Consider the following 13,505-nt stretch of genomic DNA (forward strand, 5'->3'; position numbering starts at 1 on the left):
CACCCAATACAACATTCAACCATTTCGTTAACTATCGCGAGATCGACCGCAAAGGGGCGCTTTGATCCAGCAGCCAGTCACGGAATATCCGCACGGGTCCACGTCGCATCACGCCCTCCCCAGCGACAAGATGATAGCTCCCCATGCGAAATCCAATGTCCGAACATTGCGTCAACCGCCCTTCGTCAACGTCACCCTGCGTGACATCGGCTGAGGTCAGCAAAACCCCCTGCCCAGCCAAAGCCGCAGCATAAGCCAAGGTTGCCCGAAGCCGCCAATCAGATTGGGCCACCGGCGTCTCGTCACTCCCGGCCACAATCGCCCACTCTAGCCAAGTATCCTCGTACCGATCTCGCAATAGCGGCAGCTTTAATAATGCACTTGGCGGCAATGGTTCAGGCACCAAAAACGGCGCAGCAAAAGGATAAAGCGGCGCATTACTGACAAGAGGCAGATCATCGCTGGGCGGGCCCGCGTGATAGAACCGGATTGCAAGGTCGGCCTCGTAGCGCGCGATATCGGCAAGAGAATTGCTTGCACCTAGCCGCAATTCGATTTCAGGATATCGTTGATTGAAGTCGCCCAAACGCGGGATCAACCAGTTCGTCGCAAAAAGCGGCTCTGTATCCACACTGACCTGCCCGGCAGGTCGATGCGTGAAGACTTCCGACGCCTCGGCGATACGGTCAAACGCAGGGCTAAGTGCTGCCAAATAACGTGCGCCAGCCTGCGTTAATGCAACGCCACGCGGAAGATCACGAAATAATTGCGCGCCCAACCGATCCTCAAGCCCACGCACGTGGCGACTAATGGCTGAATGACTGACCCCCAATTCATTTGCGGCACGAGAAAAGCTCTCGTGCCGGCCTGCGGCCTCGAATGCGCGTAATGCGTTTAGTGGTGGTAATGATCTAGCCATAGTCAAAACGTGCCTTTTTAGCACATGTGATGTCAAGAAATTGGCTTTGAAGTATCCAAGCCGAATCTGGCAATATCTGGACATCAACATCCAGAAAGTCGAATGAATGCTACTAAAACCGTTACCTGTTGGCGCAGGTATCTGGCAGCGGCTTGCCAACGCTATGCGCCCTGAATCTGCGAAATGCCCGATGTATATTAGTGATCATATTGCACATGATATCGGCATGACGCTTGCGGAACTGGAACGTTATCGCTTTGTCTGGCCCACGGATTCCGAAGATCGACCGTTGCTATGAAACGCTGGCCTGCCCGTGATATCATTGCTAGGACGTCAGCCTATGACGCAACAGCTCGATATCATATTCTCGGCCCTCGCCGACCCGACACGCCGCGCGATCCTTGCGATGCTGCTAGAAGATGACATGGCCGTCACTGACGTCGCCGAACCATTCGAGGTATCGCTCGCTGCGATTTCAAAGCACCTTGGCATCCTGACATCAGCCGGGCTCATCAGCCAAGAAAAGCGCGGGCGGGTGAAATGGTGCAAGCTGGAACCCGATGCAATGCGAGAGGCATCAGTTTGGATGCAAGCCTTTGGCCAGATGGATGCCATTGATCTTGACGCGTTTGAAGCATTCCTAGCAACGCAACTAGAATAGCCATTAGTCGCGCAACAGCATCACCAAAGCGACGACCGTCAGCACCAGCCCAAGCAACACCATGACCGGTGGCGCAGTTCCACCAAGCGCAATATCCCATACGATCACCCAGGATGGAGTTAGGTATGTGTATGCCATCACCTTTGAACTGGGCAGGCGCAATGCGGCGAACTGCAATAGCGTAAAGGTGGTCGCACTTGCGATAACGGCTGTATAAATTATTGTTATCCAAACGATATTAGGGAGATGCGCCCAATCGGTGGTGATCAGATCATTCCAGCCAATGAACGTAAGAATAATCGCGCCAGCAACCAGCGTACCAAAAGTAAACACAAGCGTTGGTTCACCGCGGTTCAGTTTGCGCACAAGCGGCGTATAGGCAGCATGTGCCACACAGCCCCAGAAATAGATGACTTCGCCGCCGCCAATTTGAAACCGCAAGATCGCTGGAATATCCGCCCGAAAAATCACCCAAAGCGCGCCCAAAGCACCAATACCAAGTGCAAGCGCCATCCGCCCCGTCAGCGCTTGGCGTAAGAGTATCCAGCCAAATCCCGCACTTAGAATGGGTGTGAGCGTGAACACCGCCGCCGCACTGACGGGTGCTGCTGTTTTCAGCCCTTCGAACATCAAAACGAAATACGTCGTAAAGAACCCCGCCAGCACAAGATACCGCCAAGGCGCGCGTGCGGCTGATCGCGGAATACCTGTGGTCACTAGTGCTGCAGTGCCAATGATTGCACCGGCAATCCAGAAGCGGACCGTATTCAGCGCCAATGGGGTTATTTCATTGGCAGCCAATGCCCCAAGCGAGAAAGACCCGGCAATTAGCACCGAAAACGACAGCATCGCGAGATGCCCAGCATGTGACGGTTTCATTAACAGCTCATGCCTTTTACTTCATCTTTCAGGAAACGCAGGAATGCCTGCACCTTCGTTGTGCGGTGCAAATCGACATGCGTGACCAGCCACAGTGGCGATTCCCATTCTTCTTGGGGTGGGATGACTTCAATCAGGCCCAGATCGCGCTTCAACAAATGGCTTTGGACAAAGCCAATGCCCGCCCCAGTGAGAACAGCGTCGCGCATGTGGCGGTTTTCGCTTGCTAGATAGACGATGCGGTTATTCGGTACGTTGTCGCGCATCCATTTCGCAAAAGGTGCGCGCGTATTGTCATCATCATGTCCAACAAAAAGATGATCTTTGAATTCGTCGATCCCCTTGGGAACACCATATTTTTCAACATACGGGGACGCAGCGACCAGCGCCATACGCTGCGCCATAAACGGCTGTACGACATTATCGGGTTCTTCAGGCATACGCCCTGCACGAATCGCGACGTGAGCCTCCCCATATTCTAGCCGAAATACACGGTCGCCAGTGCGATACCGCACGCGTACTTCTGGGTGGCTTGCTTGAAAACGCGTCAAAATTGGCGTCAGCAGGTCCGACACCATCTCAAGCGACGTGACAACCAAATCACCAGATACGCCTTCGCCTTGCCCTTTTATTCGTCCAGCCAGTTGTGTGAATTGATCGTCAGTGGCTTGGGCGACCTGCAATAGATCCTGCCCTGCTTCCGTCGCTGTATACCCACGCGCATGTCGCTGAAAAAGCTTCACACCCAACCGTACCTCAAGCGCGTCAATGTGACGAATGACTGTGGCATGATGTACGCCAAGCGCATCTGCTGCCCCGCTTACGGTGCCCTTACGGGCAACCTGATAAGCCGTACGAATTTCGTCCCAGTTATCCATCAGTGATCCTGTGCGCTTGCAAACATTTGATGTTCAAATTTCTGCATTTAGTTCGAATTTGCAAGGGCATATTACGAAATTGAAGTTCACAATTTCCCAAAGGGCATCCAAATGACCACTATCCTCCACATCACGGCATCTGGGCTATCAGACGGCTCTGTTAGCCGCGCCGCCACTGCTAAAATCATTTCGGACCTATCTCCCACCAAGGTTATCACGCGTGATTTGGCGGTAACGCCGCTACCGCAGGTCGATAGCACATGGATTAACGCCCGCCTTGTTCCCGCATCAGATCGGTCCGCAGAGGACAATGCAGCGCTTGCGCTTTCAGATACTCTGATTGCGGAAATCGAAGGTGCGGACATCATCGTCATTGGGATGCCGATCTATAACTTCGGAATGCCCGCTGCTTTGAAAGCATGGATCGACCTGATCGCACGACCCGGAGTGACATTTTACTACACCGAAGGTGGCCCGGTTGGCCTTGTAAAAGGGAAAAAAGCAATCGTTGCAGTCGCGTCAGGCGGCGTTCCCGTTGATAGTCCTGTTGATTTTGCCACACCGCATCTACGTCAGGTATTACAGTTTGTTGGGGTCGACGACATCACGGTCCACACGGCTAAGGATATCATCCCAGAAGCCGCATAGTCGTTAGTATACGCGGCACGGCGTGTTGACTCAGGCAGTCAAGCGCCGTAAACGCGACCCAACACCCGGATAGCATCAGCTTTCCGGTCCCCAGTTTCTAGGGGATCGCCCCCCGTCAGCGCGTTGCGCCCACGGGGGCGCTACTGCTTTACGCCGCGCGTTCCTATATACGCAAGGCAACCGAAACGACGCGAGGGGCCAAGGCCTATGTTTGAGAATCTATCCGACCGCCTTTCAGGCGTCTTTGACAAGCTCACCAAACAGGGTGCGCTATCTGACGATGATGTCAAAACGGCCCTCCGCGAGGTCCGCGTGGCACTGCTTGAGGCTGACGTCTCGCTGCCGGTGGCGCGTGATTTCATCAAGGCGGTTCAGGATAAAGCAACTGGTCAGGCCGTCACAAAATCGATCACACCCGGGCAACAGGTCGTTAAGATCGTTCATGACGAACTGCAGCATATCCTAACCGGTGACGAAGACCCGGGCGCGCTAAAAATTGACAACCCACCCGCCCCGATCCTAATGGTCGGCCTGCAAGGTTCGGGTAAGACTACAACAACCGCGAAACTGGCAAAGCGTTTGAAAGAACGCGAAGGCAAGCGCGTTTTGATGGCATCACTCGATGTGAACCGCCCAGCTGCGATGGAACAGCTGCAAATCCTTGGTGGTCAGATTGGCGTGGACACGCTGCCAATCGTCAAAGGCGAAGACCCCGTTGCGATTGCGAAACGCGCCAAGACCCAAGCGAACCTCGGTGGCTATGACGTCTATATGCTTGATACTGCGGGCCGGTTGCATATTGACCAAGAACTGATCGCGCAGGCTGCTGCCGTGCGTGATGCCGTCAGCCCACGCGAGACACTGCTGGTTGTTGATGGCCTGACAGGTCAAGACGCGGTCAATGTTGCGCAAGAATTTGACGACAAAATCGGCGTTTCTGGCGTTGTCCTCACACGTATGGACGGTGACGGTCGCGGTGGTGCGGCGCTTTCGATGCGTGCGATCACTGGCAAACCGATCCGCTTTGTCGGTGTCGGTGAAAAGCTAGACGCGATTGAAACCTTTGAGCCTGACCGGATCGCTGGTCGTATCCTTGGCATGGGTGACATCGTTGCGCTCGTCGAAAAAGCCCAAGAAACAATCGAGGCTGAACAAGCCGAACGCATGATGAAGCGGTTCCAAAAGGGCCGTTTCAACATGAACGACCTGAAAATGCAGCTCGAGCAGATGCTCAAGATGGGCGGCATGGAAGGGATGATGGGCATGATGCCGGGCGCTGCCAAAATGGGTAAACAGATGGCCGCTGCTGGCATGGATGATAGCATCCTGAAACGCCAAATCGCCCTGATCAATTCCATGACGAAAAAGGAACGGGCGAACCCTGATCTACTGGCCGCATCCCGCAAAAAGCGGATCGCCAAAGGTGCCGGTCTTGAAGTGTCTGAACTGAACAAGCTGGTCAAACAGCATCGTCAGATGGCTGACATGATGAAGAAAATGGGCAAAGGTGGCATGCTGAAACAGGCCATGAAAGGCATGTTCGGCAAAGGCGGCGGTATGCCAGCTGGAATGCCCGACATGAACGACCCAAAAGCCATGGAAGAAGCGGCTAAAGCCCTGCAAGGCAAAATGCCCGGTGGTTTGCCCGGTCTTGGCGGCATGGGCCTGCCACCCGGTCTATCTGGTTTCGGGAAGAAAAAGTAACCAATGACACCCGCCCCTACCCTTTCCACAGCACGTCTGGTCCTTCGCGGCCCAGAAAAGCGCGACCTTGCGGCATTCACCGCGTGGGCTACGCGTTCTGCGCGTATGGAAACATTGGGGGGTGCGGTCAGTGAACGTGATGCATGGCGTGGCTTTATCGCAGGCATCGGTCACTGGAATTGGCATGGCTACGGTTTCTTTACCGTGACCGAAAAAGATACCGGCGTTGCGACTGGCCGCGTTGGTGTCCTGAACCACATCGAATGGCCGCAGCCCGAAATAGCGTGGCATATGTTTGATGGCTTCGAAGGCAAATCCTACGCGTTCGAAGCGGCCTGCGCTGTACGCGAATGGGCCGGTCGGACACTTGGGCTTGAGCCACTGATCTCGCTCATCGCGCCCAGTAACACACGCTCGCTCGCTCTGGCGACACGCCTTGGCGCGATCGAAGAACGACGCGATGTGATCGACGGTGAAAACGTCATGATTATGCGCCACCTGCGCTTTGATGATCCGCGCGCGACCGCCCAAGCAGCAGGGGCAATATCATGATCCCAACGCTTTACACAGATCGACTGACACTTCGCCCTTATGCGCGCGAAGACTTTGACGCCTATGCTGCGTTCATGGGGAGCGATCGCGCTGCCCACATGGATGGGCCGATTAGTAAAGACAAAGCATGGGATTGGTTTGCCAATGATATCGCCACTTGGGCGCTAAATGGCTTTGGATCGCTCGCGATTGTTGAAAACGGCGTATTTGCGGGCGGTGCTGGGCTTGTCCACCCACCACACTTCCCAGAAGCTGAATGCGGTTGGTTTTTGTTTGATGGGTTCACCGGACGCGGATTGGCCCAAGAGGCCGCACGCGCGATGCTTGATTACACGTTCGCTACGACACCGCTGCAAAGCATCGTCAGCTACGTTAGCGCTGAAAACGCAGGATCAATTCGCGTTGCTGAAACGCTTGGCGCCGTACTGGACCCAAAGGCAGCAACGCCCAAAGGTGACAATTGCCTTGTCTACCGCCATTCCCGCCCCAGCAAAGGAACGTCCCATGTCTGACGCTATTACCCGCGCCGCAGAGGTGCTTAAAGGCCACCGCGATAGCATCGACCGATTGGACGCCATCCTCGTTTATACATTGGGCGAGCGGTTCAAGCACACCCAAGCCGTCGGCAAACTCAAAGCCGAACACGCGCTTCCACCGTCCGATCCCGCGCGCGAAGAGCAGCAGATCGCACGGTTGACCGAACTTGCAAGCCAGGCCGATCTAGATCCTGAGTTTGCCAAGAAATTCCTGAACTTCATCATTCAGGAAGTAATCCAACACCACAAACAACACCAATCGTAGGGTGGATTTCAATCCACCACACCCCTGCCATTTATAGGAGAATACACCATGGCTATGAAAATTCGTCTCGCACGCGGCGGTTCTAAAAAACGCCCTCACTACGCAATCGTTGCTGCTGACAGCCGCATGCCACGTGATGGCCGTTTCATCGAAAAATTGGGCACATATAACCCAATGTTGCCAAAAGACAGCGAAGACCGCGTGAAAATGGACATCGAGCGCGTGAAGTACTGGTTGGGCGAAGGCGCACAGCCGACTGACCGTGTTTCCCGCATGCTGGAAGCCGCAGGCGAGCTGCCTAAGAAAGACCGCAGCAACCCGAAAAAAGGTACACCTGGCAAAGCTGCTCAGGCACGTGCTGAAGAAAAAGCAGAAAAAGCGAAAGCTGCTGAAGAAGCTGCAAACGCACCTGCAGAAGAAGCTGCTGCTTCTGAAGAGTAAGTTACTCATCGTTGCCCGGCAAATGCGCCGGGCAACACCCCATCCCTTTAGGGAACTTCCATGTTTCGTTTGCTACGCCTTGTGATTTTCACAGCATTTGCTTTCATTGCAGGTATTCTGACTGAACGCAGTAATGCACAGGCAAATTGCGAAAACAGCAACGGACAATGGACCAAACAAATGTGTGTAAGATCGGATATCCCAAATGACTGACCGCGTAATTGTTGGCACGCTTGGCGGCTCTTTTGGCGTCAAGGGCGAAGTCCGCCTTAAGTCGTTTTGCGCGGACCCCGCTGCAATCGCCGATTACACCCCGCTTTACACCGAAGACGGCCGCACCTTTGGCCAAATGGTTTTGACTGGTCAGCTGAAGAACGGCTTTACCGCCCGTGTCGATGGCATCACCACCAAAGAAGAAGCCGACGCGCTACGCAACATCAGCCTTTACGCTGACCGCGACGCGATGCCGTCCCTGCCTGATGATGAATATTACTATGCCGATCTGATCGGCCTAACGGTGCTTGATACTGGTGGCTCTACGCTTGGCACCGTTAAAAACGTTATGGACCACGGCGCAGGCGATCTGCTGGAAGTTATTGAACCCGGCCAATCCGAAACCGTGCTACTACCTTTTACCAAGGCCGCCGTACCAACAGTCGATCTATCCGCAGGCCGCGTGATCGCTGATCCGCCAGAGGGTCTATTTACCCAAGCGGATCAAGATACCGCTGAATAAGGGCGCGCAACCGGACCTGCCGCCCAGCGTTGCGCGCGTAGCGCAATAATGATCGATACAAATACCAACCAAAAAAATAGCGCAGCGTGCTGTCACGTTCGGCATCCGGCAGCCCAGCTGCGCGCGCGAAGTCCACAACTTGCGCCGGGTCGATGCCCCACGGTCCAACCACACGGTTAGACTTTAGTGCGATGTGAAATAAGAAATGTGCCAATTCCCGCGCCAATGGCGACTTGGCGCCCGTACCAATATCATACGCGTAGAGTACGCCCGACTGATATCGAAAATTATGCGGCGCAAAATCACCGTGGCCCGCAACACGAGCGATCTCAAAACCTTTCAACGCACGTGTTTGTATAGCAAGGGCATCTTTCAGAGTATCCGCCAGCGCAAAATCACCTCCATCAAGCCCATTATATGGGATATCCGCCAACTTCTTATGCCAATGCATTGGTGATAGCTGCCCTCGCTCACGACGCGCGGCAACATAGGCCCGATGCCAGCGACCTGCATGCAACAGCAATCCGGGTTCATCTGCTTCGAAAAACGGAATGCCCGGCACGACCGATACGATCATTAAACCACATTCAGGATCAGCCGCGATAAGCTGGTTAATCTGACAATCGCCGTTGCGCATTGTTGGGCCAATCCGCTCTAGTTCCAGCTGCATCTTCGTGACAACGTCTACCGCATTCGGACGCGTAATATGCCGGAGGATCACCGAACGACCTTGGAACTCCCCAGCGAAAACCGCTGTGTGTATTTTAGCGCTCAGCAACGCGCCACGTGCGACCTGCGTCATCAAAGGACTACCCACTGTCGCGGCATCCCATCGCGCAATCGCGGCTTCACGATCTGCCGCGCGATATAGGATTCTATCGAAATCAATGCTCATCCATCTACTCCGACGGTCATGTTGCCCCTTTCGCAGCACAGTGTCATCCCCTAGAACCACCGCATGTCAGAACAAACACCACCAAAGCCCGCCGGCAAAGCCGCAGGACGCATTTCCATCCGGCCCACGCTGAAACCACGCGAGCTAATGACCGACACGCCTGAACTTGCCGGGTCATGGACCGCGCAAATTTTGACCCTATTCCCGCAAGCTTTTCCCGGCGTATTGGGCGAAAGCCTGACGGGTAAAGCCCTCCAAGATGGGCGTTGGCAGATGCAGACCTATGATCTGCGCGAATACGGGATCGGGAAGCATCGCAACGTCGATGATACCCCTGCTGGTGGTGGCGCGGGCATGGTTCTACGCGCTGATGTTCTTGAGGCTGCGATCAAGGATGCACGCGCAGGTGCACGCGGCATGATGCCAATGGTGTACCTGTCACCCCGCGGACAGCGGTTTGATCAGGCGATGGCCCGCAACTGGGCACGCGCGGACGGTGTCACCATGCTGTGTGGTCGGTTTGAAGGCGTGGACGAGCGGATACTGGAACACTTTGGTATTCAAGAAGTGTCGCTTGGCGATTTCGTCATGACAGGCGGTGAAATCGCAGCCCAAGCCATGATAGACGCCACTGTGCGGCTACTGCCCGGAGTCTTGGGCAACGCAGAAAGCGCGGTCGAAGAAAGCCATTCCAACGGATTGTTAGAACACCCGCAATACACCAAACCCGCCGAATGGCAGGGTCATGCGATCCCTGATGTTTTGCTGTCCGGCAACCACGCTAAAATCGCAGAATGGCGGCGCGAGATGTCCGAAAAGATCACACAAGAACGACGCCCCGATTTATGGGCGGCCCATCAGGCCAAAACTCAAGAATAACCTTGATCGCAAGGGGGATGCCCCCTATAGAACGGCAGTCTGCGGGCGTCAGCCTGTGGATTCGTTTGGTAATGTCATATGTAGTGCCTTCTTCGGCACAAGGCAGACGGACCCAAACCAATAAACGAATGACGACCTGACCTCTGGCGGGCTTATCTTTGGATAGGGACCCGGTTGAAGACCAAGAGCTCTCAGTTTGCACAGAAACATTGCGGAAAACCGCAAGCATATTAAGGAGCCGTCAGATGGATCTGATTGCACAACTCGAAGCGGAGCAAGTTGCTGCGCTGGGGAAAGAAATCCCCGACTTTAAAGCGGGTGACACCATCCGCGTTGGTTACAAAGTAACCGAAGGCACACGTACACGTGTGCAGAACTACGAAGGCGTATGCATCGCCCGTAAGAACGGCAAAGGCATTGCTGGCTCGTTCACTGTTCGCAAGATTTCCTTTGGTGAAGGCGTGGAACGTGTGTTCCCACTGCATTCAACAAACATCGAAAGCATCACCGTGGTGCGCCGTGGTCGCGTACGTCGCGCGAAACTGTACTACCTGCGCACCCGTCGCGGTAAGTCCGCACGTATCGCAGAAGTCACCAACTACAAAGCGCCTAAGGGCGCCGAAGCGTAAGGATTGCTGTCATGAAAAAAGATATCCACCCAGATTATCACTTCATCGACGTGAAAATGACCGATGGCACAGTGGTTCAAATGAAATCCACATGGGGCAAAGAAGGCGACCAAATGGCGCTGGACATCGACCCATCTGTACACCCAGCATGGAACGGCGGATCAACCCGTCTGATGGATGCTGGCGGTCGTGTCTCTAAGTTCAAAAACAAATACGCTGGTCTGGGCTTCTAAGACCGCTGGTGGATCAAGATCCACCCTACGCATTAAAAACGCCGCTCATGAAAATGGGCGGCGTTTTTTGTTTGCGGTACTATAAACCGGCGACGCAACAAGCAGCTTTGCAGAAGCACTATTGGCCTGAAACCTCTTAGAATCCCTGTCATTGTGCCCCGCCCAACCATTCATCACGCCCCCATATCAACGTATGTCGATTTTTTTCGTCGCCGTGTGAAACTTTCTAAGACGGTGCAACGTGACTTAGGTGATCTGGCGAACATGGTGTTCATCAGTAAAAAAGTGGAGATACCTATGAAAACGATGATTTCAGCCGTTGCCCTAACCCTTACAGCGACGAGCGTGTTTGCCGCGGGACACGCCCCCGCACCGGCCGTCGAAGCGGCCAACCAATCAGTTGAAAACGGTGTCGTCAGTGCCGATACTGTCGTAGCTGCGGAAAATGGCTGGATGGTGGTGCATCGTACTGACGCAGAAATGAAGCCGGGTCCGGTTGTTGGCTATGCCCCTCTCCGGATGGGTGACAACGTGGATGTTGCTGCGATTCTCACAGAGGACATCGCGCCCGGTGAAATGTTGATGCTCATGGTGCACTCCGAAGAAGGTGGTATGGTGACAGGCGGTTTTGAATACACGCTTGGAGCAAAAGAAGACGGCCCCATCCGTGTAGATGGCGAGCTTGTCATGACTGTCATCACTGCCGAATAGTCTTGAAGGCGGTCTCGGTACGAGTATTTAATTTTGTTCTTTAGCAAGAGACCAACGACAGGGCATCGCCCGCAATTTAATTTAAGTTGCGGGCGATGCAGCACTCATAAATCTTAACACCTGTTCAGCCAAACCGTGACAATATCCCTTTAGGCAGGTAGCACAGAACCCGAAACTATAAGTCGGATCACGTCCCCAGTTCTGAACAATGAGCACAGCGACATGCACCACCCACTTAGCGGCCTGATTGATCAAATCGTCCAGAACGCAGAAAAGCGTGGCGATTTTGATGATTTACCGGGTGCAGGCAAGCCCTTAACCAGCTTAGATGATCCGCAGAATGCTGTGTTAAATAAGATGATGGCAGAGGCCGATGCCAAATCGCCTGTTGTCATTTTACGCCAGCAGATCCTTGCGTCGCAAGAACGGCTCAAATCCCTAACGGATGAAACCGCGCGTAAGGATGAGATGCTGGTGTTGTCCGAGCTTCACACAAAGATCGCCATCGAGATGGAAGCGTTTCGTAAATACGGATAGGCACCGCCCCGGATCATATCCGAGGCGGTGTATTTTATTTATGCAGAAGCCGTGGCGCGCGAACGGCCACCACCGGCGCCACCGCGACGCCGTCCCCCGCCGAGTTTGCCACCGCCACCGGGTTTACCACCGCCGGGTTTGCCGCCTGATGCGTGACGGCCGCCACCACGACGACCGCCGCCACCGCCGCCATTGGGGCGCTTTTTCTGGCCGGGTTTGATTTCCCACGGACGACCAGAAGCGACAGGAATTGTTTCCTTCATCACCTTTTCGATGTCCTGCAATTCGATCATTTCGTCAGGGGCAACCAGTGCAACGGCGCAACCTTCGGCACCAGCACGCGCCGTCCGGCCAATCCGGTGAACATAGTTGTCTGCAACGTTTGGCATATCGTAGTTATACACGTGACGCACATCGGGAATATCGATCCCACGCGCGGCCACATCCGTTGCGACCAGAACGCGGACCTTACCGGCCTTAAACGCGGTGATCGCACGATCACGTTGGCCTTGGCTTTTGTTGCCGTGGATAGACGCCGCAGCAAAGCCTTTGTTTTCCAGCACTTTATACAGCTTTTCACAGCCATGTTTGGTGCGGCCGAACACCAATGCCAGCTCATCGCGGTGTTTATCAAGCAGTTCGATCAGCAGGTCGGTCTTGGCAGCTTGGGCCACAAAGTGCACCGATTGCGCAATCTTTTTCGCAGCCTGCCCCGGAGGGTTTACCTGAACGCGTACGGCGTCCTTAAGGTATGTGGATGCCAATTCCGCCATCAGCTTTGGCATCGTTGCCGAGAACATCATTGTTTGGCGATCCTTGGCCAACAACGGCGCGATCTGACGCAACGCATGGATAAAGCCCATGTCGAGCATTTGGTCCGCTTCGTCCAGTACCAGATAAATTGTTTCGTCCAAACGCACGGCGCGACGATCGATCAAATCAATCAAACGGCCCGGCGTCGCGACCAATAGGTCAACACCGCCTGCTAGACGTTTCGATTGTGCAGAAATCCCGGCACCACCAACCACAAGCGCCACTTTCAAGTGGCTACCTTTGGTATAAGCAGTCAGGTTTTCAGAAATCTGTTTGGCCAACTCGCGTGTTGGCGCAAGGATCAAACCGCGTGCTGTTTTCGGGCTTGGTTTAACGCCAGCCTTCATCAGTGCGTTGATCATCGGCAGACCAAACGCAGCAGTTTTACCAGTACCCGTTTGGGCAAGCCCCATCACGTCGCGGCCATTCATGGCGTGCGGGATGGCTTGGGTTTGAATTGGGGTGGGATCGGTGATCCCTTGTTCTTTTAGAACGTTCACAAGGCGAGGCGCGAGCCCCAGCATATCAAAATCCATAAGTTGGATATCCTGTCTATTTAGCAGGCGATCAGGCCTGCGCATACGGTAAG

The 13,505-nt window shown here is 54.5% G+C and carries 19 protein-coding genes; 14 read left to right on the forward strand and 5 right to left on the reverse strand.

Annotated elements, in window-relative coordinates:
* Nucleotides 1-31 precede the first annotated feature (31 nt).
* The gene (locus tag CYQ09_RS09365) at nt 32-919 is read right to left on the reverse strand and encodes a LysR family transcriptional regulator (protein WP_162617626.1); all 888 of its coding nucleotides are present in this window, start codon (nt 917-919) and stop codon (nt 32-34) included.
* Between the two features lie 106 nt (nt 920-1,025).
* On the opposite strand from CYQ09_RS09365, the gene CYQ09_RS09370 reads away from it, so the two are divergent.
* Together CYQ09_RS09370 and CYQ09_RS09375 are read left to right on the forward strand one after the other, a co-directional pair.
* The gene (locus tag CYQ09_RS09370) at nt 1,026-1,217 is read left to right on the forward strand and encodes a hypothetical protein (protein ID WP_106745124.1); all 192 of its coding nucleotides are present in this window, start codon (nt 1,026-1,028) and stop codon (nt 1,215-1,217) included.
* A gap of 42 nt (nt 1,218-1,259) precedes the next feature.
* Complete coding sequence (locus CYQ09_RS09375) at nt 1,260-1,580, forward strand: ArsR/SmtB family transcription factor (RefSeq protein ID WP_106745125.1); 321 nt, start codon at nt 1,260-1,262, stop codon at nt 1,578-1,580.
* 3 nt (nt 1,581-1,583) lie between these two features.
* Here CYQ09_RS09375 and CYQ09_RS09380 read toward each other — a convergent pair whose 3' ends face one another.
* A complete protein-coding gene (locus tag CYQ09_RS09380) occupies nt 1,584-2,459 on the reverse strand; it encodes a DMT family transporter (protein ID WP_106745126.1) in 876 nt (291 codons plus the stop codon).
* Nucleotides 2,459-3,337, reverse strand: coding sequence for a LysR family transcriptional regulator (locus tag CYQ09_RS09385; protein ID WP_106745127.1), 879 nt, complete (start codon nt 3,335-3,337; stop codon nt 2,459-2,461). Before CYQ09_RS09385 ends, CYQ09_RS09380 begins: the two co-directional genes overlap by 1 nt.
* 111 nt (nt 3,338-3,448) lie before the next feature.
* On the opposite strand from CYQ09_RS09385, the gene CYQ09_RS09390 reads away from it, so the two are divergent.
* The 7 genes from CYQ09_RS09390 (at nt 3,449) to rimM (ending at nt 8,219) form a co-directional block, all read left to right on the forward strand.
* The gene (locus CYQ09_RS09390) at nt 3,449-3,985 is read left to right on the forward strand and encodes an FMN-dependent NADH-azoreductase (protein ID WP_106745128.1); all 537 of its coding nucleotides are present in this window, start codon (nt 3,449-3,451) and stop codon (nt 3,983-3,985) included.
* Nucleotides 3,986-4,192: 207 nt separating this feature from the next.
* On the forward strand, nt 4,193-5,689 hold the full coding sequence (gene ffh, locus CYQ09_RS09395) for a signal recognition particle protein (RefSeq protein ID WP_106745129.1): 1,497 nt from the start codon (nt 4,193-4,195) through the stop codon (nt 5,687-5,689).
* Between the two features lie 3 nt (nt 5,690-5,692).
* Entirely contained in the window at nt 5,693-6,241 is a 549-nt protein-coding gene (locus CYQ09_RS09400; RefSeq protein ID WP_106745130.1) for a GNAT family N-acetyltransferase, read from the forward strand.
* Nucleotides 6,238-6,753 carry a GNAT family N-acetyltransferase gene (locus tag CYQ09_RS09405; RefSeq protein WP_106745131.1) on the forward strand — a complete coding sequence of 172 codons (516 nt, stop codon included), beginning with the start codon at nt 6,238-6,240 and terminating at the stop codon, nt 6,751-6,753. The genes CYQ09_RS09400 and CYQ09_RS09405 overlap by 4 nt, the downstream gene beginning before the upstream one ends.
* On the forward strand, nt 6,746-7,042 hold the full coding sequence (locus tag CYQ09_RS09410) for a chorismate mutase (protein ID WP_106745132.1): 297 nt from the start codon (nt 6,746-6,748) through the stop codon (nt 7,040-7,042). Before CYQ09_RS09405 ends, CYQ09_RS09410 begins: the two co-directional genes overlap by 8 nt.
* A gap of 48 nt (nt 7,043-7,090) precedes the next feature.
* A complete protein-coding gene (gene rpsP / locus CYQ09_RS09415) occupies nt 7,091-7,483 on the forward strand; it encodes a 30S ribosomal protein S16 (RefSeq protein WP_204353921.1) in 393 nt (130 codons plus the stop codon).
* A gap of 205 nt (nt 7,484-7,688) precedes the next feature.
* On the forward strand, nt 7,689-8,219 hold the full coding sequence (gene rimM / locus CYQ09_RS09420) for a ribosome maturation factor RimM (protein WP_106745133.1): 531 nt from the start codon (nt 7,689-7,691) through the stop codon (nt 8,217-8,219).
* On the opposite strand, the gene CYQ09_RS09425 is transcribed toward rimM, so the two are convergent.
* A complete protein-coding gene (locus CYQ09_RS09425) occupies nt 8,188-9,114 on the reverse strand; it encodes a hypothetical protein (RefSeq protein ID WP_106745134.1) in 927 nt (308 codons plus the stop codon). The two genes, rimM and CYQ09_RS09425, sit on opposite strands and share 32 nt — an antisense overlap.
* A gap of 63 nt (nt 9,115-9,177) precedes the next feature.
* Between CYQ09_RS09425 and trmD the strand changes: the two genes are divergently transcribed.
* From trmD to CYQ09_RS09450, 5 genes are all read left to right on the forward strand, one after another.
* Nucleotides 9,178-9,993, forward strand: coding sequence for a tRNA (guanosine(37)-N1)-methyltransferase TrmD (gene trmD, locus CYQ09_RS09430; protein WP_106745135.1), 816 nt, complete (start codon nt 9,178-9,180; stop codon nt 9,991-9,993).
* Between the two features lie 245 nt (nt 9,994-10,238).
* On the forward strand, nt 10,239-10,622 hold the full coding sequence (rplS, locus tag CYQ09_RS09435; protein ID WP_106354704.1) for a 50S ribosomal protein L19: 384 nt from the start codon (nt 10,239-10,241) through the stop codon (nt 10,620-10,622).
* Nucleotides 10,623-10,633: 11 nt separating this feature from the next.
* Entirely contained in the window at nt 10,634-10,855 is a 222-nt protein-coding gene (gene rpmE / locus CYQ09_RS09440) for a 50S ribosomal protein L31 (protein ID WP_090199856.1), read from the forward strand.
* A gap of 297 nt (nt 10,856-11,152) precedes the next feature.
* Nucleotides 11,153-11,566, forward strand: a complete 414-nt coding sequence (locus CYQ09_RS09445) for a DUF7282 domain-containing protein (RefSeq protein ID WP_106745477.1) — start codon at nt 11,153-11,155, stop codon at nt 11,564-11,566.
* Nucleotides 11,567-11,788: 222 nt separating this feature from the next.
* The gene (locus CYQ09_RS09450; protein ID WP_106745136.1) at nt 11,789-12,103 is read left to right on the forward strand and encodes a DUF1992 domain-containing protein; all 315 of its coding nucleotides are present in this window, start codon (nt 11,789-11,791) and stop codon (nt 12,101-12,103) included.
* A gap of 38 nt (nt 12,104-12,141) precedes the next feature.
* Here CYQ09_RS09450 and CYQ09_RS09455 read toward each other — a convergent pair whose 3' ends face one another.
* A complete protein-coding gene (locus CYQ09_RS09455; protein ID WP_106745478.1) occupies nt 12,142-13,452 on the reverse strand; it encodes a DEAD/DEAH box helicase in 1,311 nt (436 codons plus the stop codon).
* Nucleotides 13,453-13,505 lie beyond the last annotated feature (53 nt).

This window comes from Yoonia maritima, assembly GCF_002933395.1.
Classification (GTDB): Bacteria; Pseudomonadota; Alphaproteobacteria; order Rhodobacterales; family Rhodobacteraceae; genus Yoonia; species Yoonia maritima_A.